The organism is Kistimonas ophiarachnellae (genome assembly GCF_057552235.1).
On record NZ_BAAJPA010000012.1, the window covers coordinates 69,320 to 94,866 of the forward strand.

At 50.9% G+C, this 25,547-nt stretch carries 28 protein-coding genes; 15 read left to right on the forward strand and 13 right to left on the reverse strand.

Going from position 1 to position 25,547, the window contains the following annotated elements:
- Positions 1 to 36 precede the first annotated feature (36 nt).
- The 7 genes from AC27K1_RS15555 to AC27K1_RS15585 all read left to right on the forward strand — a co-directional run bounded on the left by AC27K1_RS15555 (position 37) and on the right by AC27K1_RS15585 (position 8,330).
- A complete protein-coding gene (locus AC27K1_RS15555; protein WP_487151736.1) occupies positions 37 to 681 on the forward strand; it encodes an alpha/beta fold hydrolase in 645 nt (214 codons plus the stop codon).
- 42 nt (positions 682 to 723) lie between these two features.
- Positions 724 to 1,848 carry a 23S rRNA (cytidine(2498)-2'-O)-methyltransferase RlmM gene (gene rlmM, locus AC27K1_RS15560; RefSeq protein WP_487151737.1) on the forward strand — a complete coding sequence of 375 codons (1,125 nt, stop codon included), beginning with the start codon at positions 724 to 726 and terminating at the stop codon, positions 1,846 to 1,848.
- A gap of 76 nt (positions 1,849 to 1,924) precedes the next feature.
- Positions 1,925 to 2,968, forward strand: coding sequence for a hypothetical protein (locus AC27K1_RS15565; RefSeq protein WP_487151738.1), 1,044 nt, complete (start codon positions 1,925 to 1,927; stop codon positions 2,966 to 2,968).
- Between the two features lie 23 nt (positions 2,969 to 2,991).
- Positions 2,992 to 3,954: a hypothetical protein gene (locus AC27K1_RS15570; protein ID WP_487151739.1), complete on the forward strand. Its 963-nt coding sequence runs from the start codon at positions 2,992 to 2,994 to the stop codon at positions 3,952 to 3,954.
- Positions 3,941 to 4,519, forward strand: coding sequence for a hypothetical protein (locus AC27K1_RS15575; protein ID WP_487151740.1), 579 nt, complete (start codon positions 3,941 to 3,943; stop codon positions 4,517 to 4,519). The genes AC27K1_RS15570 and AC27K1_RS15575 overlap by 14 nt, the downstream gene beginning before the upstream one ends.
- A gap of 48 nt (positions 4,520 to 4,567) precedes the next feature.
- Positions 4,568 to 6,880, forward strand: a complete 2,313-nt coding sequence (locus tag AC27K1_RS15580) for a DUF6160 family protein (RefSeq protein ID WP_487151741.1) — start codon at positions 4,568 to 4,570, stop codon at positions 6,878 to 6,880.
- Positions 6,881 to 6,998: 118 nt separating this feature from the next.
- Complete coding sequence (locus AC27K1_RS15585) at positions 6,999 to 8,330, forward strand: MATE family efflux transporter (RefSeq protein WP_487151742.1); 1,332 nt, start codon at positions 6,999 to 7,001, stop codon at positions 8,328 to 8,330.
- Here the strand turns inward: AC27K1_RS15585 and AC27K1_RS15590 are convergent.
- Positions 8,320 to 8,601, reverse strand: a complete 282-nt coding sequence (locus tag AC27K1_RS15590) for an antibiotic biosynthesis monooxygenase family protein (RefSeq protein ID WP_487151743.1) — start codon at positions 8,599 to 8,601, stop codon at positions 8,320 to 8,322. The genes AC27K1_RS15585 and AC27K1_RS15590 overlap by 11 nt on opposite strands.
- 154 nt (positions 8,602 to 8,755) lie before the next feature.
- Here AC27K1_RS15590 and tusA point away from each other — a divergent pair, with 154 nt between their 5' ends.
- Entirely contained in the window at positions 8,756 to 9,025 is a 270-nt protein-coding gene (gene tusA, locus AC27K1_RS15595) for a sulfurtransferase TusA (RefSeq protein WP_487151744.1), read from the forward strand.
- A gap of 60 nt (positions 9,026 to 9,085) precedes the next feature.
- Positions 9,086 to 9,361 carry an Rdx family protein gene (locus AC27K1_RS15600; protein WP_487151745.1) on the forward strand — a complete coding sequence of 92 codons (276 nt, stop codon included), beginning with the start codon at positions 9,086 to 9,088 and terminating at the stop codon, positions 9,359 to 9,361.
- A 181-nt stretch (positions 9,362 to 9,542) separates the two neighbouring features.
- Here AC27K1_RS15600 and AC27K1_RS15605 read toward each other — a convergent pair whose 3' ends face one another.
- The 4 genes from AC27K1_RS15605 to AC27K1_RS15620 form a co-directional block, all read right to left on the reverse strand.
- Positions 9,543 to 9,758 (reverse strand): DUF2061 domain-containing protein, encoded by a 216-nt coding sequence (locus tag AC27K1_RS15605; protein ID WP_487151746.1) that lies wholly within the window; start codon positions 9,756 to 9,758, stop codon positions 9,543 to 9,545.
- 132 nt (positions 9,759 to 9,890) lie between these two features.
- Positions 9,891 to 10,562 (reverse strand): TIGR04211 family SH3 domain-containing protein, encoded by a 672-nt coding sequence (locus AC27K1_RS15610; protein ID WP_487151747.1) that lies wholly within the window; start codon positions 10,560 to 10,562, stop codon positions 9,891 to 9,893.
- A 133-nt stretch (positions 10,563 to 10,695) separates the two neighbouring features.
- Positions 10,696 to 10,992: a YciI family protein gene (locus AC27K1_RS15615; protein ID WP_487151748.1), complete on the reverse strand. Its 297-nt coding sequence runs from the start codon at positions 10,990 to 10,992 to the stop codon at positions 10,696 to 10,698.
- Between the two features lie 61 nt (positions 10,993 to 11,053).
- Positions 11,054 to 11,641: a septation protein A gene (locus tag AC27K1_RS15620; RefSeq protein WP_487151749.1), complete on the reverse strand. Its 588-nt coding sequence runs from the start codon at positions 11,639 to 11,641 to the stop codon at positions 11,054 to 11,056.
- A gap of 124 nt (positions 11,642 to 11,765) precedes the next feature.
- Here AC27K1_RS15620 and AC27K1_RS15625 point away from each other — a divergent pair, with 124 nt between their 5' ends.
- From AC27K1_RS15625 to rluB, 6 genes are all read left to right on the forward strand, one after another.
- Entirely contained in the window at positions 11,766 to 12,692 is a 927-nt protein-coding gene (locus AC27K1_RS15625) for a PHP domain-containing protein (protein WP_487151750.1), read from the forward strand.
- 34 nt (positions 12,693 to 12,726) lie between these two features.
- Positions 12,727 to 13,350, forward strand: a complete 624-nt coding sequence (locus AC27K1_RS15630; protein ID WP_487151751.1) for an L-threonylcarbamoyladenylate synthase — start codon at positions 12,727 to 12,729, stop codon at positions 13,348 to 13,350.
- A 104-nt stretch (positions 13,351 to 13,454) separates the two neighbouring features.
- The gene (locus AC27K1_RS15635) at positions 13,455 to 14,669 is read left to right on the forward strand and encodes a tryptophan--tRNA ligase (protein WP_487151752.1); all 1,215 of its coding nucleotides are present in this window, start codon (positions 13,455 to 13,457) and stop codon (positions 14,667 to 14,669) included.
- A gap of 9 nt (positions 14,670 to 14,678) precedes the next feature.
- Complete coding sequence (locus AC27K1_RS15640) at positions 14,679 to 15,548, forward strand: segregation and condensation protein A (RefSeq protein WP_487151753.1); 870 nt, start codon at positions 14,679 to 14,681, stop codon at positions 15,546 to 15,548.
- On the forward strand, positions 15,545 to 16,495 hold the full coding sequence (gene scpB / locus AC27K1_RS15645; RefSeq protein WP_487151754.1) for an SMC-Scp complex subunit ScpB: 951 nt from the start codon (positions 15,545 to 15,547) through the stop codon (positions 16,493 to 16,495). Before AC27K1_RS15640 ends, scpB begins: the two co-directional genes overlap by 4 nt.
- A gap of 83 nt (positions 16,496 to 16,578) precedes the next feature.
- Positions 16,579 to 17,469 carry a 23S rRNA pseudouridine(2605) synthase RluB gene (gene rluB, locus AC27K1_RS15650; RefSeq protein WP_487151755.1) on the forward strand — a complete coding sequence of 297 codons (891 nt, stop codon included), beginning with the start codon at positions 16,579 to 16,581 and terminating at the stop codon, positions 17,467 to 17,469.
- Positions 17,470 to 17,540: 71 nt separating this feature from the next.
- Here rluB and AC27K1_RS15655 read toward each other — a convergent pair whose 3' ends face one another.
- From AC27K1_RS15655 to AC27K1_RS15690, 8 genes are all read right to left on the reverse strand, one after another.
- Positions 17,541 to 17,825, reverse strand: coding sequence for a DUF406 family protein (locus tag AC27K1_RS15655; RefSeq protein WP_487151756.1), 285 nt, complete (start codon positions 17,823 to 17,825; stop codon positions 17,541 to 17,543).
- Between the two features lie 206 nt (positions 17,826 to 18,031).
- Positions 18,032 to 18,352: a hypothetical protein gene (locus AC27K1_RS15660; RefSeq protein ID WP_487151757.1), complete on the reverse strand. Its 321-nt coding sequence runs from the start codon at positions 18,350 to 18,352 to the stop codon at positions 18,032 to 18,034.
- A 244-nt stretch (positions 18,353 to 18,596) separates the two neighbouring features.
- Entirely contained in the window at positions 18,597 to 19,301 is a 705-nt protein-coding gene (locus AC27K1_RS15665) for a hypothetical protein (protein WP_487151758.1), read from the reverse strand.
- A gap of 162 nt (positions 19,302 to 19,463) precedes the next feature.
- A complete protein-coding gene (locus AC27K1_RS15670) occupies positions 19,464 to 19,928 on the reverse strand; it encodes a YjiG family protein (protein WP_487151759.1) in 465 nt (154 codons plus the stop codon).
- Positions 19,921 to 20,658, reverse strand: coding sequence for a nucleoside recognition domain-containing protein (locus AC27K1_RS15675; protein ID WP_487151760.1), 738 nt, complete (start codon positions 20,656 to 20,658; stop codon positions 19,921 to 19,923). Before AC27K1_RS15675 ends, AC27K1_RS15670 begins: the two co-directional genes overlap by 8 nt.
- Positions 20,659 to 21,299: 641 nt before the next feature.
- Positions 21,300 to 22,067: a S8 family serine peptidase gene (locus AC27K1_RS15680; RefSeq protein ID WP_487151761.1), complete on the reverse strand. Its 768-nt coding sequence runs from the start codon at positions 22,065 to 22,067 to the stop codon at positions 21,300 to 21,302.
- A 17-nt stretch (positions 22,068 to 22,084) separates the two neighbouring features.
- The gene (locus AC27K1_RS15685; RefSeq protein ID WP_487151762.1) at positions 22,085 to 23,017 is read right to left on the reverse strand and encodes a S8 family serine peptidase; all 933 of its coding nucleotides are present in this window, start codon (positions 23,015 to 23,017) and stop codon (positions 22,085 to 22,087) included.
- Positions 23,018 to 23,624: 607 nt separating this feature from the next.
- The gene (locus AC27K1_RS15690; protein WP_487151763.1) at positions 23,625 to 25,448 is read right to left on the reverse strand and encodes a S8 family serine peptidase; all 1,824 of its coding nucleotides are present in this window, start codon (positions 25,446 to 25,448) and stop codon (positions 23,625 to 23,627) included.
- Positions 25,449 to 25,547: the final 99 nt, after the last annotated feature.

Below are 25,547 nucleotides of genomic sequence, written 5' to 3' on the forward strand. Positions count from 1 at the left end.
CATTGAATTGTCGCGGCTCAACAGGAGTTCAAAAAAGTGAAAAAAACAGACTGGATCTGGAATGGCGAGGCGGATGGCCAGTCACCGATCCTGATTCTTGCCCATGGTGCCGGCGCCGCGATGGACAGTGACTTTATGAATACCATGGCGGAACGTCTGGCCGGGCAGGGGATTTGTGTCGTCCGGTTTGAGTTTCCCTATATGCAGGAGCGTCGTAACACCGGGAAAAAACGACCGCCTGATCGCCAGCCGGTGCTGTTGCAGGCCTGGCGGGATGTGGTTGCCCGGGTCAGGGAAACGACGGGTGTCGAAAATGTCTTTATCGGTGGCAAGTCCATGGGCGGACGCATGGCAACGCTGCTGGCCGCAGAGGCGTCGGAAACAGGTTTATCCGGTGTCGTTTGCCTGGGTTACCCGTTTCATGCACCGGGCAAAATGGATAAACCGCGTATTGAACATTTGATGGCATTTCCCGTACCGCTTTGCATTATCCAGGGTGATCGCGACGCCATGGGTAATCGGGAAACGGTTGAGGGTTATGGGTTACCCCGTCAGCTGGATATTCAATGGCTGCCCGATGGGAACCACGACCTGAAACCACGCAAGGCGTCCGGCCATACCCATGATGAACACCTGGCAACAGCCGTGGAAAAGGTTGCCGAATTTATTCGAAGCCAGTAGTCTGGGGCGCCTTTTCTGGATGCTAAAACCGCTGTGCCTGACATGTCGCTGAATCATCTTCTGCTTTACTGCCGCCCGGGTTTCGAGTCTGACTGTGCGAATGAGATCCAGTCGGTCTCCGCCCGGCTGGGTGTTTATGGTTATGTGAAAACCCGTGAGAATGCCGGGTATGCCACCTTTATATCCCACGAGCCTGGCGGTGCCTTGCAGATTCAGAAGAAACAACGTTTCTCCGGACTGGTGTTTGCCCGGCAGTGGGTTGCGGCAGGTGAGATGATTGCGGATCTTCCAGTGAAGGATCGGGTGGGCGCGTTGACAGCGGCACTGGCTGATTTGCCACAATGCGGTGAAGTCCGTTTGGAGACGGCGGATACCAATGAAGCCAAGGAACTTTCGGTATTCTGTCGCAAGTTTGCCCATCCCCTGCGGCAGGGATTGCGCAAGGCGGGTCTGCTGACCAAGACAGAGGATCCCCGTAAACCCTGCCTGCATCTCTTTTTTATTGATTCCTGCAACCTCTATGCAGGGATCTCCCGACCCGGAAATAACAGTCCATGGCCCATGGGCATTCCACGGTTGAAGTTTCCGAAAGAGGCCCCCAGTCGTTCGACTCTGAAGCTGGAAGAAGCATTTCATGCTTTTGTACCACGGGACGAATGGGATACCCGTCTGGCGCCGAGTATGAAAGCTGTTGACCTGGGAGCGGCGCCCGGTGGCTGGACATGGCAGCTGGTCAATCGCCATATGTTTGTGACGGCAGTCGATAATGGCCCGATGAATCGTGATCTGATGGAATCCGGATTGGTCACCCATCTGCAGGAAGACGGCTTCCTGTTCGAGCCGGCCAAACCAGTTGACTGGATGGTCTGCGATATCGTCGATAAACCTTCGCGCACGGCTGGACGTATGGCTGATTGGCTGGTAAACGGTTGGTGTCGTGAAGCGATCTTTAACCTGAAGCTCCCCATGAAGCAGCGCTTTAGTGCGGTGGAAGCGGCAATTGACAAAATCCAGTCGCGCATGGCCGAGGCTGAGCGGCATTGTTTGCTTAATATCAAGCAGCTTTATCACGATCGTGAAGAAGTCACAGTACACGCAAAGTTAGAACTATGGTACTTGTACTATAGTTCTAACTTTATGATAATAAAGGCTTTGTTCTGTTTCTGATGATTGCGAAACTGTGATGGAGTCGTTATTGTGAGCGGAAAGTTAACAATAATAATAAGAACGGCAAGCAATCATCATGAAACCACAGAACGCGTTCCCTGCGATCTGGTTCCTTCTGCTATCTATGCACGCGGCGGTATTGCACGCGGGACTGGAGCCTGTTCAGGATGATGAACTGTCTGAGATTACCGGACAGGCGTTCATCAAGATGGAAACTGACCAGATTGGCAGCACGGAGTATACCCGGGTCAACCTCGGGGTCAGTGTTGCCACCCAGACCAATATCGATAAATTAACCCTCGGGCAGTATGACCGTGCCGGTGAAGTGGCCGGGTCTGCGGATATCGATATTGATCACTTCTCCCTTGGCACTGTCGACGACGATGGCAATGTAACACCTTTCTATATCAAGGATCCCTATCTCGAGTTTGCCTATGAAGGCGACAAAATGGTGGGTTTCCGTATTGGTTTCAATGAAGCCAAAGGGGATCTGGGCGGCACCATTAATACATTGACGGGTAATGTGCCGGTTTTGATCGAAGGTACGGCTGAACCCATCCTGGATAAAGCCAATTTAGGACAGAGAATCCTTCTGGGGCTGGCCGGTGTGACGGATAGTACCGTGTTGCGCGCCAATGCGCAGCTGGTGACTGAAAGTGGTGCAGCAGATCCTGTCAGGGCAACGCATGTGGGTATGGTCAATGGTCAGACACTGGAGCATGTCTCTGGCGGTGGCGGCGGCTGGACAGGGGCGCTGCTGAGCCTCTTTGGTTCCGATAACTGCGAAGTGACCGGTCTGGAAACCTGTTTTGCCCTGTCGGATTACAAGGCCCTTTATATTGGCGATGAAAATGTCGCCAACCCGACAGAGGCCCAGTTGCCGGACCTGGCTTCCATAGACGGCGCTGCCAAGGGAATGTTCATCTCGGTGCAGCTTGAGGACAACGTGAAATGGCGCGACCTGGAAGACCCAACCAAAACCATCAATACGGTGCTGGGCGCCTTCATGAATATCCCGGAAACCGATGGCGTGCCTTCCATCATTGTTGATTTCAACGAAGCGTTTAATGGAACGGCGGCCAAGGATACCTGTGCCGGTTCGGCCACGGTGGGATGCTAATGGACGACGGGATGTTCTCAATCATGAAAATGAAGCTGATACTGCCAGGATTGGCTGCTGCCCTGTTATGGCCGGTCCATGCCATGGCGGATGTGCAGCCACTGGACGACGATGACCTGGCGGCTGTGGATGCGAGGGGAATCGGGATTGCGCTGGAAGATTTTATCTACGATGCCTCCAGTGCCACGGTGACCATTACCGATATTGGCGGCACCGATAAGATTGAAGTGAAGGAACTCTATATCAAGGGGGCTGGCAGTGACCATGGGGCCAATGATGTGTCGGCCAATATTGGCTCACTGGATAACCCCATCAGCCTGGATGTTGAAAAGCTGGGGCCTTACCAGGCGCTGGCGCTGCGTTTTCCCGAGAGTACATTGCCATCATCGTCTGCGGATATCGGGGTGAAATACCAGTTCACGGTGGCGGGAGGACGGGTGGATACCCTCGATATTGACGCCACCGGTTTCACTATGGACGACAGCTCCCTGCGGTTATGGGGCGATGGTAATGAAACGATCGGGGATGCGCGTATCAAGGTGTCGGCACAGACGCTGGATATCAATACCTGCGATAACACGACTAACTGTCCTGACCAGGCGACCCGTGATAACCACACTGTCTACATCACCGGTATCCAGTCGGATCTGAACCTGGGGTACAGTGAGGTGCAGCCGGTTAACTTCAGCGTCACGCCGGATGGACAGTTCCAGGTCAGCGCCCCGCCCGTCGGTGAAGGCATCAACAAGGCGGTGAATGAAAACCGCTATAACCTGGATACGTCGTCCGCCGATTACCGTCAGCAGACCATTGACCGTTATTACCAGGAATTGCCCAAATCCAGTCTCACCATTGATAACCTGATGGCCGGCGGCAGTCGTCCTTCAGCGGGCGCGTTGCCGACCGGTGGCGTCAACCTCGGGTCTTCGTCCCTTGAAGGCATTCGTATCCAATACCTGCAGATGACATCCCATGACCTTCCCTGACTGGTTAAAGCCACTGCCTGGTGTAATGGCGATCATGGCAGCATTGCCATCCTATGCTGAAATGCTGCCACTGTCCGAAGACGCGCTTAGTGAACTGAATGCGCAGAGCGGACTGGCATTGTCGGGTTCCTTTGACCTGAATACTTCCGGCGGACCGCTTTGGGATGTTGAGCGTAATCCGGATGGCTCGGTCATCCTGGAAAATGGTGAAGCGAAATGCGCAGTGAACGACGGCCGTTGTGGCGCACGCTTTACCCTGCAGGCCACCGAGGATGGCGGCTGGTTTGTGCTGGATAACCTGAAAGGCGGCATTGAGTTCGGGGAATCCGTGCCCGGTGGCCAGCCGCTGGAAATTCGTGTCGAAGAACGTGATAACAATGCCGGTGAGACCCAATCGGTGATTGCCGTCAAAATGAGCAATGTGCTGCGGTACAGCGATCTGAATTTTACGGTGGCAACGGCCGATGGCCCGGATTCCACGGCGAACCAGGCCAATATTTTTTCGCTGCAGATTGATGGGGATGTGGTTGGCAGGGGCAATATCCTGATATTCCCAACCGATTAGTCATCAGCCTGAACGTTGAATCGAACAATAACAAAAGAACATGCAAGCATGACACAACGACAGGACGTGTTATTCACAGGATACATACTGTTGCTGCTGACTCTCGGCGGTATCCAACCCGTTTCGGCAGAACTCCGGGCGCTGGACGACGATGGCATGTCGGCGGTAACCGGGCAGTCGGGCATTACGATTGAGATCTCCCGGACGGATAGTGTGACATCTGCGCCAGCGGTCAGTATTGACCAGCTAACATGGAGCGCTGCTGATCAAGTAGCGGGCAGCAGCCTTTCACTGGATGGTATCACTGTCGACAAAGCCAGTGTGGCGGATCCTGATCTGAATACGGTGGTCAAGATTGATGTCACTGAAGAGACTGGGCTGAACATAGGGATTCGCCAAAACCATCGACGTTTGACGGTTGATGAGGTCAGGCTGGCTTCGTCGTATGAAGCTGGCCAATCCTATACCGGCAAAGGATTCGGCGGTTGGCAATTTGACTATGCCCTGAACGCCGATTTGGCACTTTCTGCGACAGGCCCTGGTCTTCGTTTGAAAGGCGGTCTGCAGTTCAACGATGGCACTGTGATTTACAGGGATACCGGGGGAGGTGAACTGCATCTGGAAGGCGTTGCCATGGCGCTTAATGCCAGAGGAAGTGATGCCGGGCTTGATTTTGTAGTGCTGGAAGATGGTGACGGTGATTTTATCCGTTTAACCATGAATGATCTGTATTCGACATTTTCGGTTGAGGGCCTCCGGCATACCACAAGTAGTGGCGCTGTCAGTGAAAGTATGGGTGCACTGTCCGGTGTATTTGGTTTGGCCGGTGCTCTGGATATACGACCCGGTGGTACTAACCCCGGTACGGGGATGACACTGGTGCCGGACTTAAGGATTAACTGTACCGCAGATTGCCTGAGTGCAGTGGATACCTCACATACGTATTACCTTTACTATTTTGACGGCGACAGCTCGGAAACATCCAACCCTTATCTTGGGCTGGCGGATTTTTATGGTCGGTTGGTTTCGCCCGGTATTACGCTGGATCTGGTCAAAGATCGTGTTTCAGGTAGTAAGGGTGATTATCTTCAACTCGGCTTTACCGGGATGGATGTCACATTTGGCGCTGACAATATTTACATTGGCAGCGATGCAACCAGCCTTGGTGAGATCTATGGCCAGACGCAGTTCGGCCCCAGCCTGTTGAAGCTGTATGCCGGCGGTGCGGATGGCACCAGTGGTGTCACCATGGACATGGACTGGACGCTTACCGACGGCAACATCCGTTATGCCGATGATGGCAATTATGTCTGGTTAACCGGTCTGACCGCTGACGTGCAGGGAACGGCGGCCGTGGATGTTGTGTCTGCTGCGGATGGTTACCTGGCGGATGGTATCCGGATTGGTCTTGATGATTTCCAGGGGGGGTACCAGTTCAAGGGATTATATGTTTCCGACCAGTCGGCGTTGCCTGATGAATCCGTGCTGAGCCAGGAACGACAGGGTGGTGTGGAATTGCTGTATGCCCTGGGATTGTACCAGGCGCTTTCGTTTTCAGAACTGGATGGTGCGCTCTACCTCAGCGGTGGCGGGGCCTCGGGCCAGGGTCTGACGATGAATTCTGATTTTGTCATCAATGGCGCGACCGGTGGCCTGTTGATTGATTATGACCGTGCAGGATGTGAGCAGGGGTGTGGTATCTGGTCTTCAGACGCCACGCTGGTCAGTCATGTACGTAATATGACGTTTGATGTGGAAGACCAGCCGACAGACGTCAATATGCAACTGCTGGATGAAAGTGGCCGGTTGTGGTCCCTGGCGCGCAAGGCGGTGGTGATGCGCAGCCTGAATTATGGCTACAAGGCGATTGGTAATGTCCATATTGGTCATGCGGCAGCACTGGGGGCTTCGACCAGTCTCGGGGGGCTGAGAATTGACAGCAATATCCGCTCAACCCTTGCCCTGGCCAGTGGGGGCGATCCCGCACGCGGCAACCAGGGCGTTACGGTGTTTCTGAAGAATGAATACCTGGCTGCAGACAGTAATGGGCAGAATGCCATCCGTTGGACAGCGGACAGTGGTGATGAGAACACCGCAGATGATGATCTTTATCTGGAGTTTGTTGGCCTGGAAACAGATCCGGACAATGTATCCGGTGATGGCTATGGTCTGCAGACAACATTGAACATTGACGTACAGAACAACAGCAGTGATCAGCTGGGGTTTGCTGTCAACGCCATGAGTCAGGCACAGCATCTGCGTCTTGACGGCATCAATGTCGGCGAGAACCCGATTATGCGTGAAGCCAATCTTTATAACATGCGAATACAGGCCAATATGATTGCGACGCCGGTAAACTAGGCAGGGCAATGACGTGTTCGTTTTTCAGAACCTGCCTGCATAAAAGACGGATTGCATATTGTCAGTGCTTCTTTAGTATGACGACGATAACACGCTGTTAACGGGTTTCGGGGGCTCCTTGAACGTCAGTTATCGTCGGGTCTGGCAATTTGCCTGGCCGGTCACCCTTTCCAATATTACGGTACCGATGCTGGGGCTGGTGGATTCCGCGGTCCTTGGGCATTTGCCGTCTACGACGTATCTTGGCGCTGTCGCCATTGGCGCCAGCCTGTTTACGTTTGTCTTCTGGGCATTCGGTTTTTTGCGGATGGGCACCACCGGGCTGGTGGCGAATGCGTCCGGTGAAGGCGATAGCCAGAGAGTCCGGGATATTCTGGTGCAGTCCCTGGTCTTGGCGGGTGGTATTGGTTTTATCCTGATACTGCTGGCGCGCCCGATTCTTTCTGTGGCGATTCCTTTTTACCAGCCGGGGCCGTTGATTACGCCTGAACTGGAAACCTATTTCCTGACGCGTTCTCTCTCTGCTCCGGCGGTGCTCGCCAATTATGCCATCCTGGGCTGGTTGCTGGGCGTTCAGATGGCACGGGCGCCGCTGATACTGCTGACCTTTGCCAATGCCATCAATATCGTGCTGGATCTGTTCCTGGTGTTGGGGCTGGGTATGAAAACGGGCGGTGTCGCTCTGGCGACGGTCGTCGCTGATTACAGCACGCTGATGCTGGGGCTTTACCTGGTTGCAGGGCAGTTAAAAACATTACCCGGTTGCTTCCGTTTCCGTGAGGTGATCCGTTTGGAGGCCATGCAGAGTTTGTTGCTGGTCAACCGGCAACTGTTCGTCAGAACGCTCTGCCTGTTGTTAACCTTTGCGACATTTACGGCATGGGGTTCCCGATTAGGGGGTGATACCCTGGCGGCCAACGCCCTGTTGCTGAATTTCCTGATGCTGATTTCCAATGCCCTGGATGGTTTTGCCTTTGCGGCGGAATCGCTGGTAGGGAGAGCCTGTGGTCAGCGCAACCGGTTGACGTTCCAGTCTGTGGTCAGGGCGACGGGTGTCTGTTCGGTCATCATGGCGTTTGGCTGTTTTTTGATATTTGTGCTGTTTGGGCAGAATATTCTGGGTCTGCTGACGGATATTGACGGACTTGATAAGATGGCCGCTGAATACCTCCCCTGGCTGATCGCCATGCCGCTGGTGGGCGTACTCTGCTTCTGGCTGGACGGTGTCTATATTGGTATGGGCAAGACCGGCCTGATGCAGAACCTGATGGTGTTGTCGACAGGACTGATCTTTATTCCGGCCTGGTACCTGACCCGTGAAGCCGGAAACCACGGTCTGTGGTTTGCCTTTACGTTGTTTATGGCGGCAAGGAGTGTCGGCATGGCGGCAGCGTTTGTCCCTGTATACCGGAACTACTGCCGCACACTGTCGGAGCCGGTCAGCGCTTAAGTACGGTGATTTTTTCATCGAAGACGAGCATGGGATCCAGTCTCGCCTGCAACGCCTTGCGGTGTTCGGATTTAAGCCATTGCCGCCAGGTATGCTCGTTGTCCCAGAGGCTGAAGGTGATCCGGTGGTTGGGGTTGTTACAGTCTTTCAGTGACTCGCAACCGAGAAAGCCCGGGGCTTTTTCGACCAGCGAGGTAGACTGCTGGAGTATGTCGTCGTAATGGGGGCCGAATCCTTCGGCGATGGTGCGATCAATAATGACTTTGATCATGAGCCGCTATCCCTGTTTCTGTACGGACTGATAACCTGTATTTTTATCTTAGTATGACCGGTTCATCTATGCACCGGTGTTTCATGATTGACTGCTCATCCAGTGTGTCGCGACACTGTGACCGTGTGATGACAGTGGCTGTTGATGGATACGAATGACTGAATCAAGCATTGCCCCGACTGACCTGGTGATTGACCATGTCCTGGATACCACCGGCCTGACCTGCCCTGAACCGGTCATGATGCTGCATGGCAAGGTACGGGATATGAGTGAAGGGGACGTGGTGGAAGTGATTGCCACCGATCCGTCAACCCAGCGGGATATTCCCAAGTTCTGCGCCTTCCTGTCCCATGAACTGATCAGCAATGAAGCGCGGGAGAAAACGTTTTACTATTACATCCGCAAGGGTGGCGGCGAATCCTGATCGTTACCATTCCCGGCTATAGGGCTTGAAGTCAAAGAGAGATTGCAGGGGGAAGGTGGGATGCAGCGTCCGGTTGTCAGTATTCAATACTGTTCTCAGTGCCAGTGGTTGTTGCGTTCCGCCTGGCTGGCCCAGGAGCTTCTGAGTACCTTTTCCACTGATCTTGGCGAAGTTCGCCTGGTTCCCGGAACTGGCGGCATTTTCCAGATTGATGTGGATGGCCAGGTGGTCTGGGAGCGTAAAGCCGATGGCGGTTTTCCCGAGGCTAAAATATTGAAGCAGCGGGTCAGGGATTGTGTGAATCCTGATCGGGATCTCGGACATAGTGATAAGTAACGGTTAGATAAAAAGATTCTCCTGCTTGTGGGAGAGTGCTGTTAGCTGATCACTTTAATCTTCCCCAACGTTTTGTCATTTCATTTGCAGATGTTTTCTCATCCTTTCTGATTCATTAAATGCGTGCTGTCCTAAAGCCTGACGAGTGCACTGCCAAGCGAAAGATTCCATTTCCTCAGGGTTATGCCGGGACTGGATACATAGCTGGCTGAGTGGCTTTCGCTCTTTTTTCTTTGAAATAATCCCAGACTTTTTCATGGAAAAAATAAGCAACGGTATTGCACGCTGGCTCAATCAAGGCAACCAGTCCACCGATAGCAAGGCTGCCGGTTAACAGGTAAACAATAGTAAAACCAATGGAAAAGTGAATTACGGCAAAAGTCAGCGTTTTAGTCATAAGTCCAATCTCGTTATTCAGGGATTGGTTAAATGATAGTCATTCTCAATTGCACGGTAAAGTTAATAGATTCAATTACGCTGATTATTGTCTCTGATGGGCTGGATCATCCAGCCCATACATCCTGTGTCGTCAGACCCAGCTGGATTTCTTTTTGGGTTTCAGTAAGGGACCAAACAGGCCAAGCAGAACACCGATCAACAATGTCAGCGCACCATAGAGGTACCAGCGCTGGTGAGTGCTGTCTGAAAGCTGCTGGTTTTCCACCTGCAGGGTGTTGAGCTGGGCTTTCAGTTGTTCATTATTTACGACCAGTGTTTTGTTGCGGCTGTCGATCTCCAGGCTGTTGGCGGAGACTTCCCGAATACGGGTGAGTTCCTGCTCAAGTTTGCGGATTTTCTGGGTGCTGCTGTTGAGCTTGTCCGTCAATTCCCGGTTGCTGGTTTCAAATGCGTTCAGCTTCTTACGGTAGTCGGTATTTTGTGATACCAGTTTGACGTTTTCTTTTTGTGCCCGTTCCAGTTGGTCTTTGGCAGGTTCTTCTTTCAGCAAATATTGCTCAGGGATATAGCCTTCGTTGCCGGAACGGGTACGAACCTTGAGGTACTCTTCACCGTTGTCGGCTTTGGCTTCTTCGAGCACTTCCAATGCTGTGCCGGTTTTCAGGCCGCGGTGGATAATCCTGTACTCATTACCCGGGCCTGCCCGCAGCGGTACGTACAGGGTATCGGAGATATAGCGGGTTTCGGCCTGAACGACGCTGGCGGTCATGATGGCCATTAAAAAAGGAATCAGTCTTTTCAAGGCTGTGCTCTCTATCGGGCTGCCAAAAGGTGGAACTATGACATAAATCCAAGCAGCAAAACCACAGCATGTCGACAGTGGTTTTACATGCCGCAGTTTGGTTGCTTAAGCGGTCAGGTGCCGGGTCTGCGGTTTACAAAACGACCTTGAACGGTTTTACGGTCACGTGTACGTATACGCCAGCTTCAATATATGGGTCAGCGTCAGCCCAGGCCTGTGCGGCTTCAAGGTTATCAAATTCAGCGATGACCAAACTGCCGGTGAAACCGGCATCGCCCGGATTCTCCGAATCAATGGCAGGGTGCGGTCCTGCCGTCAGCAGACGACCTTCAGCACGCAGGGTCTCCAGGCGGGCAAGGTGTGCGGGTCGTGCGCCCTGGCGCAGGGGCAGGCTGTTTTCAATATCTTCACTGATAATGGCGTAATACATCGTGTACTCCGGTAAACACGTGACAACTGATTTCGTTTTGTATGAAAGATCAGGCGTTGTGTCAGGTGGTTTTATCGCTTTCTTCCTGCTTGATATAACGAGCCAGGAAGAGAAACTGGATGATCACAAAGGCAAACGTGAGGCCGAGACTGCCGAATACCTTGAAATCCACCCAGATGGTTTCGAAGGTGAACGCCACGTAGAGGTTCGCCGCGCCGAGCAGGATGAAAAAGATGGCCCAGCTGGTATTAAGGCGTGTCCAGATAGCATCGGGCAGAGTCATGGCATGGTCCAGCATCCGTTGGATCAGTGGTTTCTGGCCAATGAACTGGCTGGCAAGGAACGCCACACCGAATATCCAGTTCACGATGGGGGCTTTCCATTTCAGGTAGGCCTCCTCATGAAACGCCAGGGTCAGAGAGCCAAACAGCAGTACAGCTACCAGTGTGATCAGCTGGCTCTTTTCCAGGCTTTTATGCTTCAGGTAGAGCAGGCCATAGATAATCACAGAGGCAACGATCAGTACCATCGTGGCACTGAAAATGCCGCCGAACTCAAATTCATGCCCCGCCAGGCTGACAGTCCGGGGATCAATCTTGTAAACAATGAAAAAAACCAGCAATGGCAGAAAATCGATAAACTGCTTCATAAGTGAATTGGCTCGTCCTGTTTCAGGTCTGATACCATGCACTGCTGCTACGTTGAACTGTAACGGCAAGGTTGGATCAAAAGATCTAGTTTACTGGGTGTCTTCGTCAGGATAAAGAACACAGATGTATAGTCGTGCTGACCTGCATTGTCATACTACTGCCTCGGATGGTGTCCTTTCACCGGGGCAGCTGCTGGCCCGCGCCCGGGAACAGGGGGTGGATCTGCTGGCAGTGACGGATCATGACACGGTAGCTGGCGTCCGGCATCTGTTATCCCGTGAAGAGGCGCATGGGTTGACATTGATTGCTGGTACGGAATTGTCCTGTGTGTGGGGTAATCAGGAAATTCATGTGGTCGGTCTGGGTTTTTTGCTATCTGAACCTGGCGTCGATGAGTGTCTGGCACGTCAGCATCAGGCCCGCTGGCAGCGTTGTGAGCGCATTGCCGAAAAGGTGGCAAAGCGGTTGTCACAGGTGACGGCAGAACAGTTGCTGACCGGCGCAATGACGTTGGCCAGAGAGACCCAGCTTGCAGCCAGTTCAGATTTTGTGCCAGGCCCGGATGAGCTGCAAATTGGTCGGCCTCATTTTGCCGACTGGTTGGTTCAGGAGGGTGTGGTGCCTCACCGTGAGGCGGCCTTCAAGAAGTATCTTGGTAATAAACATCTCGGTAACGCAAAATCTCACTGGCCTCACCTGTCAACGGTTGTGGACTGGATTCGCAGCTGGGGCGGTGTGCCGGTACTGGCGCATCCCGGCAAATACAAACTGACCGGGATGAAACTGCAGGCGCTCATCGAAGACTTTGCCAAAGCGGGCGGCCTTGCCATGGAAGTGGTGGGTTGTCTGCAGCCGTGGGGTGAGCGTGACAAGCTGGCGCAATTGTGCGGTAAATACCATTTGGCGGCCTCGCTGGGCAGTGACTTTCATGGTCCGTGGTCAGACCGGATCGAGTTGGGGCGACTGGGGCCTGTTCCTGAAAATTGTCAGCCGGTGTGGGAACTTTTTGATGACAGAGTCTTACCGGTTGCTTCGGGAGTTGGCTTATAATCGCCATTCTCCTTTCACAGATTGAAACCTTGCCGTGAGCCAGTTTTTTCAAATTCACTCAGAAAATCCCCAGGCGCGCCTGGTCCGTCAGGCGGTTGATATCGTTCGCGATGGCGGTGTGATTGTTTACCCTACGGATTCCGCCTATGCCCTGGGGTGTCGTATTGGTGAAAAAAAGGCGATTGAGCGTATTCGCCGTATCCGTCAGTTGTCAGACCGGCATAACTTCACCCTGGTCTGTCGTGACCTTTCCGAGTTGGCCACTTATGCCAAAGTGGAAAACAGCGCCTACCGTTTCCTGAAAAGCAAAACCCCCGGCGCCTGGACATTCATTCTGAAGGCTACCAGCCAGGTGCCAAGGCTGGTGTTGCATCCCAAGCGTCGCACCATTGGTATCCGGGTGCCTGACAGTGCAATTGCCCAGGCCCTGTTGGCAGAGCTGGGGGAACCGCTGGTCAGTAGCACGCTGATCCTGCCGGGGGATGACTATCCGCTGATAGATCCCTATGAGATTCGCCAGGTGCTGGAGCATCAGGTTGACCTGGTGATTGATGGCGGTTTCTGCGGTATGGAAGCAACCAGCGTCGTCAGCCTGGTTGAAGATGTCCCGGAGATTCTGCGTCATGGCAAGGAGGATACGACCGAGCTGGTGGACTGAGTTCTGTTCTGCGGCGTTCCGGCATATCCGGAACTTTCAAAACCGGATACACTCTCACGTTATTAGAACTGACTGAAAAATAAACGGACTTTCTGGAGAACCTTTTGAGCGCCACAGACCCCGGTTCGCGGGTATTATCAGGCATGCGGCCGACCGGACAGTTGCACCTCGGCCATTATCACGGTGTGTTGAAAAACTGGCTGACGCTTCAGCACCAGTATGACTGCTTCTTTTTTGTGGCGGACTGGCATGCCCTGACGACGCATTACGATAATCCCGGTGATATCGAGAGCCATGTGCTTGAAATGGTGGTGGACTGGCTGGCGGTTGGCATCAATCCGGGGCAGGCAACGTTGTTTGTTCAGTCAAAGGTGCCGGAACATGCCGAGTTGCACCTGCTGTTATCCATGATGACACCCTTGTCATGGCTGGAGCGTGTGCCCAGTTATAAAGACCAGCAGGAAAAGTTGCGAGAGCGGGATTTGTCGACCTATGGTTTCCTGGGATATCCGTTGCTGCAGAGTGCGGATATTCTGATATATCGCGCAGGCCTGGTGCCGGTAGGTGCCGACCAGGAAAGCCATGTGGAGATAACCCGGGAAATCGCCCGTCGGTTTAATCATCTTTATGGGCGTGAACCCGGTTTTGAAACCATTGCCGAGCAGGCGATTGGCAAGATGGGACGCAAGCAGGAAAAAATGTATCGCAACCTGCGCAAAGCGTACCTTGAAAACGGCGATCATGAGGCATTGGAAACCGCGCAGGCACTGTTGAAAGAACAGCAGAATATCACGTTGGGTGACCAGGAGCGCCTGCTGGGTTATCTTGAAGGAACCGGCAAGATGATTCTGCCTGAGGCGCATGCCCTGTTGACGCCCATGGCAAAGATGCCGGGGCTGGACGGTCAGAAAATGTCGAAGTCCCTGGGTAATACCATTGGTCTTCGCGATGACAGCGATACTGTGGCAGAAAAGATTCGTCGTATGCCAACTGATCCTGCCCGGGTTCGTCGCAATGATCCGGGTGAGCCGGAACATTGTCCGGTGTGGAATTTCCATAAGGCCTATTCTGATGAGAAGACCCGTGAATGGGTGCAGTCGGGTTGTCGTAATGCAGGGATCGGTTGTGTGGACTGCAAGCAACCGGTCATTGAACAGGTAATCAGTGAGGTTGAGCCGATTCGCCTGCGGATTGCGGATCTGGAAGACAACCTGGATGAAGTGCAGGGCATTATTGCTGAAGGCAATGAACGTGCGCGCGATGAAGCGCAGGATACCCTCAAGGATGTGCGCGAGGCTATGGGACTGGCTTACCGTTAGGATATGAGTATGGATGCGGAAACGATCGATCAATCGGCAACGCCGGGTGAACAGGTGAAGGCCAATGAACTTCCTGTGGAAACGGTGGAAGGTGCGCTTGAGCAAAGCGTACGCTTGGCCGTGTTCCGTGGTGAAGTACTCAGCAAGTTGCCGGATGATCTTTATATTCCGCCGGAAGCCCTCGAAGTTTTTCTGGAAGCCTTTGAGGGACCGCTGGATCTTCTGCTGTACCTGATCAAGCGAAACAACGTCGATATTCTTGAAATGCCGGTGGCAGAAATTACCCGGCAATATATGAGTTATGTAGAACTGATGCAGGCAAGCCAGTTTGAGCTGGCGGCAGAATACCTGGTGATGGCAGCGACGCTGGCAGAAATCAAATCCCGTATGTTGCTGCCTCGTCAAACCCAGGTGGATGACGAGGAAGAAGATCCCCGGGCAGAACTGATCCGCCGCTTGCAGGAATATGAACGCTTCAAGACTGCGGCAGAGGATCTGGACAGCATTCCGCGTCAGGGGCGGGATTTTTACCTGGCCAGTGCGGAGCCGCCCAGGCTGGAAACGCAGAAAGTGCATCCGGATGTGGATCTTCGTGAAGTACTGCTGGCGTTATCAGAAGTGCTTGGGCGTGCTGACCTGTTTGAAGATCATCATATTGAGCGTGAAGCACTTTCTACCCGTGAACGTATGGCGCAGGTTTTGAGCCGACTGAAATCGGATGGTTTTACCCCGTTTGTGGCCCTGTTCACCGTCTCGGAAGGGCGACTGGGTGTGGTTGTGACATTTCTGGCTATTATGGAATTAATAAAAGAATCTCTGGTCGAGCTGGTTCAGACCGAGCCCTTTGGTCCCATTCATGTCAAGGCACGCACGGAATGAGCAACGAAGAGCCATCGGTAAAACTGATTCTGGAAGGCGCCCTGCTGGCGGCGGGCAAACCGATGAACCTGGAGCAGCTTGCCCATTTGTTTGATGAGCATAAGCGTCCGGATAAACCCACCCTCAAGGCGGCGTTGGAAGCGATTGCTGCCGACTGCGAAGGGCGGGGGTTTGAACTGAAGGAAATTGCCAGTGGCTGGCGCTTCCAGGTGCGACAGGCGTTGAGTCCCTGGGTGGGACGGCTCTGGGAAGAAAAACCCCAGCGTTACACCCGGGCTATGCTGGAAACCCTGGCACTGGTTGCCTATCGGCAGCCGATCACCCGGGGCGAAATCGAAGACATCCGTGGCGTTAGTGTGAGTTCCAATATTATGCGCACCTTGCAGGAACGGGACTGGGTGCGTATTGTGGGCCACCGCGATGTGCCTGGCCGACCGGCGATGTTTGCCACTACCCGGCAGTTTTTGGATTACTTCAATCTGCAGAACCTCGACGAATTACCGCCGCTCAGCGAAATCCGGAACCTGGATGAAATGGCAGCGTCACTGGAAGGCGGTGCGGTGGAACTGCCAGAAGCGGCCCAGCAGGCATTGCAGGGGTTGGCTGAGGAAGAGAGTCGTGCCGAAGTCACTGGCGCTGAGCAGGAGAGTGCTTCAGGGTCGATGGTGGAAGTTGCCCAGCAGTTTCAGGAAGAGAGTGAGAAAAATGTTGAGCGCCTCTTTGCAGAGCTCGATGACCTTGAAACCGGCCTGAAAACCACCTTTACCGATTTTGATCCCCGTGATCATGATGAGGTTCATGATGCGGATGACGGGGGTGACACGGATGAAGCAGTCCATGTCGAGATAACCTATGATACACACGACGACGGTGATGGAATCCAGTCCTCTGATGACGCGCCAGAACAGGATGAAGAAGACTCTTCTGTCGCTGACCTGAAAGACTGACATCGAGTAACCTTAAAGAAAATTGACCGGGGTTTTCGGCCTGATGCCGGAACCCCGGTCTTGTTTTGATAGCAGTAATGATTATGACAGATACCAAAGAAATCGAGTCGCCTGTTGAAGGTGAGCGGTTGCAGAAGTTATTGGCCCGCCAGGGACTGGGTTCCCGGCGTGAAATCGAAGGCTGGATTGCGGATGGCCGTGTCACGGTCAATGGCGACAAGGCAACCCTGGGAGTCAGGGTGTCTGGTGCAGAAGATATCCGTGTAGATGGGCGCCAGGTTAAGTGCCAGACAACTAAAACGCGTCGTGTATTAGCCTATAACAAGCCGGAAGGGGAAGTCTGTACACGTCAGGGTACGGATAATCGTCCGACGGTGTTTGACCGTTTGCCCAAGCTGAAAGGTGAACGCTGGGTCAACGTTGGCCGGCTGGATATCAATACCTCCGGTTTGTTGCTGTTCACGACGGATGGAGAACTGGCTAACCGCCTGATGCACCCTTCCCACCAGATTGAGCGCGAATATGCGGTACGTGTATTCGGGGATATCACCCAGGAAAAGATCAGCAATATGTTCCGTGGGGTAGAGTTGGAAGACGGTCTGGCCCGATTCACCGATATTGTCGACAGTGGGGGCGAAGGCCGAAATCACTGGTTCCATGTCTGTCTGCTGGAAGGGCGTAACCGGGAAGTGCGCCGGTTGTGGGAATCCCAGGAGCTGGCGGTCAACCGATTGAAGCGGGTGCGTTATGGGAGTGTGATCATTCCGGATCACCTGCGCCAGGGGCAGTGGGCTGAACTCGACCAGGCGACAGTGGATGCGCTTGCGGCATTGGTAGGGTTGGAACCGGTACCCGTGAATATCAACAGCAGTCGCGAAGAGACTGTCCGGATGAAGCGTCTGCAGGGTAAGCGCATAGCGCCTGTGGCACGAAAGAAAAGCCGCAACCCCAGGGTGGCTTCAAACGTTCGTTAACCGCATTTCAAACAGCCATACTGTCGCATCAGTTTTACGACAGTATGGCCATGATCAATAACGGCAGGGGATCACGCGTAAGCGGTTGCCCGCATATCGAAAATCAGTTTCTCGGCCGCGCAGACAAAATCAAATCGTGCCTGGATGCAGGTTTCCAGGTCGGTCTGGGTGATGTGTGTGCTGATGGTGCAGGGATCGCTTTCAATGCTGTGTGCCAGTTCCTGCAGCTTGACCAGTCTGGCTTCCGCTTCCTGTTGACTGCCGGCTTTAATGGTCAGTTCCGTAACGGTATCTTCTTCCTGGATCAGGGTGCCGATGTCCATGCAGTTGCAGGCGGTAGTGTTTACTTCAGTCATGGTGTTTCCGGTCTATCACATTCAGGGAGGCAGTCTAGAGGGTCTGTTTTGGGTCAACACATGACCTGGGTCAACGAAACACCTTAAGACTGGTCAATTTTGTATCGTATTACATTTCCAGGGCGGGTCAGATTGGTAGAAATGGCTACGGTGTCCTGCAAAAACCGTTAGGCCTGCCAAATCAGGTTTCAGGTTTTGGGCAATGTTCAATATTGCTCGGAAGTGGCGTTTTCCAGGGCACCGTAAAGGTTTTTCCATTCCACCAGGGGATCACTGAAATCCTGTATCAGGTGGTCGGGCATCGCATCAAGACGCTCAAGCATATTGCGATATTCATCGTGAAAGTAACGGCAGACACTATTACTCATTGAGATGTTATGCAGGCAAAGGTTGCCGTAATCGTCTATTCGGTGGGCAGCCGCTGAATATTCAGCGTGATACTGGTAAGGGTACTCGGGGTTTTGGTCATCAGCATGAGTAACCAGCGGACTGACCAGTAATAAGGAGAGAAGCGTTTTCCAGAACATACATACATCCCTGTACAGCTACGCTTCCAGGCATGTTGAACAGCCAGGAAACAGATCATCAATCACTACATCAATCTTAGACCAGGCCAGCGTGCCTGTTCGCTGAGGTCAGTGGATGGATATAATCGAACAACACTTTTGGCAGAAACAGGTAACAGCGATTTTCAGGCTGTTTATAAAAGGTCAGATTGTTGACGGTGGCTTTGCTTTTTTGGGGAAGGGTTATCTGCCTCGAGGATGGATCTCAGCCACCGGCTGAGTCCAATGTTGTGTGGGTATAAGCCGCTTTGTGGGATCTGGTCTGTGAAGCGTTGATCGGTATGGGAGTACATTTGTATGAGTAGCTGTATGCGAGCGCAGTAAGACTGAGGCTGGAAAGGAAGGCGGGAATTTCGATGATGGCTAAAAGGCTTGCCAGTGCAGCCCCGCCGATGAGCGCTGCCATGCCAATGAAAGAGGATGCAAGCAGGAGTGATGTTACAGCGGCGACGATGGCGACTTTGTAGCCTGAGATACTGAAATGTTTGATGGTATCTTTCACAGCATATGAGAAACCCTGGAAACAACTTTTCTGACATGCCGACGGCATTTTGTACACGCCACGTGCAAAGCCTTCGGCCAAACCAAGCAGCAATCCTACCGGAGCCACCACAATACCCACAATAAAGCCGACAAAAAAACCGAGTACACCGAATATTTTGCCAGTATAGCTGCCTTTGCCACCGAGATTTTGCCCATATTCCAGCAGTAACTCAGCAGGTTCTGTTGCACGTTCGAATCCCTTCAAGGCGCCCAGGGAAATATTGAGTATTAAATGGACAACAGGGGTTGAAACAACCGCAACAGTCCGTCTAAAACAAGACCGATTGTTTCCTGTCGGCCCAGTTGTTGATTGTGGTTTCGGTGCTGGTTGGCTGACAGTGTTATTGGTAGGGGTTTGGGTTTTCATCACTATTCCCCCTGTTACTCTGGCTAACAATGTATAGGGCAATACCCATTTAGACTTTGATCATGGCTGGAAGTTCGATGAAGTGGCCAACGGTAAGAATGATTTTTTATGCATTGTTACTGTAAGGGGCTTTTAGCCCCTTGCAGTAAGTTCTATGGTTATTCAGACAAGAATGTTCATAACGAACATGGATAAAAACGCGTTAATCAGGCAGATAGCAAACAGGATCGGAAAACGGCGGGCATCGGTGCCGATGACGCCCAGAATCCGGCCGGCATACTGAATCAGGGAGCCCATCAGGTAGATCGCCGGTGCCAGAATGGCCAGATGAGTGCCGTTCAGGATGCCATCGGAAAACAGGCCGACCGCCACACCAATTCCGCCGCCCATGGACATAAAGGCGCCCATCAGCACGGTCGCTGCTTCACCAGGCAGTCCCACCAGGGCCATGACGGGGCCGAACAGGGCGCCCATCAGCTCCATGGCGCTGGTCACGTTCAGGGCCTTGATGATAACGAAAGCCATCATGATGTTGGGAATGGTGCTGGAGGTGGCGATACCCCAGCCCTTGCGCGCGCCTTCAACGAAGACGTCAGTAATCATCGGTTTCTTAGCCTGTTCAGCCATGAGCGACGTCTCCCTTAATATCGGTGTGATCAGTAGGTTGCTTCTTGTCTTCGGTCAGGGTGATGTACAAACGCATCAGGTTGGCGCCAACGACCTTGAAGACGAGCATGACCATGAAGCAGAGACCGATAGAGGCGGGTACTGCCAGTTCACCATTCGCGTCTGTCAGAGTGAACAGGATGGCGCCTGAGCTGAAGAAGTTGACGATCATTGCACCTGCCGAGAACTGGAAGGCTGTGAACACGTCGGCTTCTTTGGCGGTCAGGTCCTTGTTATCGATCAGGGACTTGGTCATGGACGCGCCGGCGTCGGTGCTCTGGAGGCTGGCGATCAGTGCCAGGCCGGTATTACCGGGAATGCCCATCAGCGGCTTGAGCAGCGGGGTCATCAGACGACGGGCGGCTTTCAGGGCGCCGTAATGCTCAAGGATGTTCACCATGGCCAGTGCGAACATGACTGTCGGTACGAGGCTCAGGGCAAACATGAAGCCATCCCGGGCCCCGCTGCCGCCTGCACCGCGGAAGGTGGAGCCGGCTGCGGTGACGACACCCTCAGCATTTTCAGAAACGCCGGACACCAGTTTGCCAAACGATCCGTTCAGGGTTGTGAAGTCGAAGACTCCCCACCACTCGTTGGATTTCATCAATCCGGAAAAGAAGACGACAGCGAATGCCAGTGCGACATAGCCGCCCCATGACACCTTGTCCTGAGAACCCTCAGTGTTACTCATTAACCATTACCCTGTGTAGATCAATACTGGTCAGCCGGGATATTCAAGAGGGAATATCGGCCTGGTACCTGCTGCACGGGCGAACCTTGGTCTCTGTCACTGCAGCCGGTCAGGCGGTCCAGGTGGGGAGGTGCATCGGATCGTCGGGCAACGGGGCAGGCTGGCTGCAGGCGGGAGATGATAGTAAGAAACATCAAAAATGCAGTTGACCTGCGTCAAAAACGGCCTCCACTTTTTTATATTGTTAGCGGGTTAGTCCACCTGCATTGGCATACTGGAAAATAAGTATCTCAATCGTTTTTTTTTGTTGAGTGTTTTATTGGTTTTCATCAATTGCTGAAAATGGGGGGTAACGATTTTTCGTATTCATGCAAATGCTTTAAGGGCTACAGTTTTTATGGTTGTGGTTCTGTATGAATGAGTAGGAGGTGGGCTTACGGTTTGAAATAATGTCGATATCCATTTTTTCTGTCTAAAGAAATAGCGTGTTTTTTGAAGGCAGTTGGTAGTGTTACCTGTGTTGGCACTGCAAAAAAACCTTCCATTTGGAGTATGGTGATATTGGTAGCCAACCAGACATCTATGATCGTATCGTTTTATATCGATTCCGGCTAGGTATAAGGTTGACCGAGAGTTTATATTCAGAGGGAATTATCAACGTGTTTTTTCATGTCCCGTGTAATAGACCTGGCAACAGGTACGCTAATGGCTGCGCTGATTAATAGAACTGTAACAGCACCCCAGCGAAGTAAATTTGCCTGCGATTGCAAGGATTCCAGATATTTAGTCATCTCTAAAGCTTTCATCATATTAAGATGTCCGGATCCGCACAACTTATGGTCACAAGGCGTATGGTCTTCATATAGTTTGATAAAGTCATCAAAGTATTTGTTTGTTTTCGCCTTCTGCTGTTGCATTTCAAGAAAGGATCTGGGAATGAAATGGTAGCTTGATTTTTTTAATATAGATCGAATCTGGTCAGGTTTTAGCGAATTATTTATTGACAACATTAATGCTGCGGCCATTGAAACGGTCGGAGCTGCTCCACTTGCCCCCATTTCAAGATGATGAAGTTTCGTAGTATTATCAGGATGCAGATATTGCCCGTCGGAATTAGCTCCTAAGTCGATACACCCTTTGTTTTGCAGGGCATTTCGAAAATTGCCTCTATCCAATCCCGCCACTGTAATAACTTCATTGGAACAGCGGAGGATAGTATAACTCTCTTCTTGATCATTCCCTCCAGAAGCTATTATTGTTACTCCCTGCTTATGAAGCATGCTTACGGTATCATATAGAGCACTAACGAGTGAATTATTCCCTTGAAAGCCAATAGATAGATTTATAACCTTGGCAGGATTTGGATTGATAGGAATGTTTTCAACCTTCAGTCCAGCAGCCCACTTCATCGCATCAATAGATTGTTTTAAAAAAATTCAAAATTCATTTCTTCATGTTTATTATTTTTACAATGGTCACTAAAAATTCTAATGGGCAAGATAGCTATCCTTTTATGGAGCTGGTCATGATTAGGTCCAGTATACGTTGCACCACAGAGTCGCCCCGTTACCGAAAGTCCATGGTAATCATTTACGTCAGATGGGTCATTGTCGTAGCCATTGCCATCATTGGCACATTCGGATTCAGCAATGAAATCATAGCCGGGTAGTATTGTATAAGGTTTAAGTAATTTATGGTCATGAATGCCACTGTCAAGAACGGCAACCACTACCTGTTCCTTTACAGGCAATTTTGACAACAGATCAACAATATCATTAATACTATTAAGCGTATCAGGTTCTTTAAGTTTATTGGCTGGCTTTTTCTCGGTCTTATTATCTGGGTTTGCAGAATTTTGGTTAGCTATATTTTCTTTTTTTAAAGTATTTTCAGCTGTTTCTTGACCATCTTTTATTAAAGGTGGTTGTTGTGGCTTTATTTCGTTTTCGATGCTCTTGTCATTGTTATCACTGAATAACTGAGCGATATCTTGAATCACTTCATCGGGGTCGTTGTTGCTCTGACTATTGCCATGGTGATGTTCATGATTGGCAGCCGATAGGCTTTGGTCATAGTTGTTTGTAAATAAATGCCTGATATCCTTCAAGGCATCCTCATCATAATTACATTGTTCATCCGGTAAATTATCGAAATCCAGCCAGCTACATTGCTTTTCGCAGACAAACTCAGGCTGTTCAGCAGGGTTATAGAATAAACAGGTATCGCTGTATGTGCTATTGGAAGGAAATGCTGAGACCAGGTTGCCCATAGAGGGATTAGCTACATCCCTGTTTGCATAAGGGGGAGGATTTACCTTTCCCAAACCTGACAGTAACCATCCCGTCCCCACCATCATCATTTTGGTCACCTGTCAGAGAGAAAAGCGGGTTTTCCTGCCAGCAGGTTTAATGCATTGAGCAGCAGTGCTGTTTATACTTTTGTCTGATAGATGTTGATTTGTAGGTTTTTTAATCACAGCTTGACACTCTTATATAGATTCAGGAGAAAAAAATAATGAAAGATGTGGTTTTCATTATGTGAATGACAACACGGGAAATTACCGAGTGCCTACTCTGCTCATAATTATTAGTCTCTTAAGTGATAAAAAAGTTCATTGGAACGCGTTTATTTTATAAGTTAATCAGTTATTGTTTGTTCCAGATAGGTTTAATGTCTCAAGCTTACTTTTGTCATGATTCATGCCAAGAAGTATTTATGAGGTGGATTCTGAATATGAGATTAATTTTGACTGATTACATATCTGTTGTTCAGGTTGCCTGTATTCAGTGTCCGGAAACTCAGGGAATTGTTAAAGATAAAGAACAGAAGGCAGTCGGCGCTGCAAAAAAACTTCCATTTACAGACTGGTGATAATGGTAGCCAACCTGACATCTATGATCGTATCGTTTTATATCGATTCCGGCTAGGTATAAGGTTGACCGAGAGTTTATGTTCAGAGGGAATTATCAACATGTTTGTTTCATGTCCCGTGTAATAGACCTGGCAACAGGTACGGTAATGGCTGCGCTGATTAATAGAACTGCAACAGCACCCCAGCGAAGCGAATTTGCCTGCGACTGCAGGGATTCCAGATATTTAGACATCTTTAACGCTTTCAATATATTGAGATTCCCGGATCCGCACAATTCATCGTCACAAAGCGCATGGTCTTCAAAGAGTTTTATCATGTGATCAAAATCTTTGTTGGTGTTCGCCTTCCGGCGTTGCTCCTCAAGGTAGGTTCTGGTAAGGAAACGGTCACTCGATTTTTTTAATAAATATCGAATATCCTCAGGTTTCAGCGCATTATTGATTGACAACATTAATGCAGCGGTCATTGAAACAGTTGGTGCTGCGCCACTTGACCCCATTTCAGGGTAATAATATTCCGTGGCATCATTCGGATGAACATACTTCCCCATGGAATTAGCCCCCAAGTCGATACATCCCATGTTTTGCCGGGCATTTCGAAAATGGCCTGTTTGCAATCCCGCCACTGTAATAACCTCATTGGAACAGCGGGGGACCGTATAACTCTCATCTTGAGCATTGCCTCCAGACGTTATTATCGTTACACCCCGATTATGAAGCATGCTTACGGTATCATATAGCGCATCAACGTAGGTTCCATTCCCTTTAAAAAAAACAGATAAATTGATAACCTTGGCAGGATTTGGATTGAGAGGAATATTTTCAACCTTCAGTCCAGCAGCCCACTTCATCGCATCAATATATTTTTTAACATACATTTCCTTATGGTTTTCTTTATTTTTATTCTTTTTACAAGGGCCGTCCGAAAGTCTTATGGGTAATATCGCTATCCTTTTATGAAGCTGGTCACGGTTAGGACCCGTATACGTTGCGCCACAGAGACGCCCTGTTACCGCCAGTCCATGGAAATCATTTACGTAAGTGGGGTCATTATCGTAGCCATCGCCATCATGGGCACATTCAGGTTCAGGGATGAAATCATAGCCGGGTAGTATTGTATAAGGTTTAAGTAATTTATGGTCATGAATGCCACTGTCAATAACGGCAACCACTACCTGTTCCTTTACAGGCAGTTTTGACAACAGGTCAACAGCATCATTAATACTATCAAGCGTATCAGGTTTTGTGATTTTATTGTCTGGCTCTTCCTCGGTCTTATTATCTGGGTTTACAGAATTCTGGTGAGATATATTTGCTCTGTTCAAAGCATTTTCTGCTGTTTCTTGATCATCCTTTATTAAAGGTGATTGTTGTGGGTTTATTTCGTGTTCGATGCTTTTGTCATTGTCATCACTGAATAGCTGAGCAATATCTTGAATAACTTCATCAGGGTCGTTATTGCTCTGACTATTGCCAAGGTGATGTTCATGATTGGTAGCCGATAAGTTTTCGTCATCGTTGTTTGTAAATAAATGTCCGATATCCTTCAAAGCATCTTCATCATAATTACATTTTCCATCTGGTAAGTGATCGAAATCCAGCCAGCTACATTCCTTTTCACAGACAAACTCAGGCTGGGCAGCTGGGTTGTAGAATAAACAAGTATCGCTGGACGTGCTATTGGAAGGAAATGCTGAGACCAGGTTGCCCATAGGGTGGTTAGCTACATCTCTTTTTTCATGTAGGGGGGAATTTACTTTTCCCAAACCGGACAGTAGCAATCCAGTGCCCACCATCATCATTTTGGTCACCCGCCAGAGGGAAAAGCGGGTTTTCCTGCCAGCAGGTTTAATGCATTGAGAGGCAGTACTGCTTATACTTTCGTCTAATTGAGGTTGATTTGCAGGTTTTGTAATCACAGCTTGACACTCTTATATATAGGTTCAGGAGTAAAAACATCATAATGAAAGGTGTTTTTTTCATTATGTGAATGGCAATGCAGAACGTTACAGGGTGCT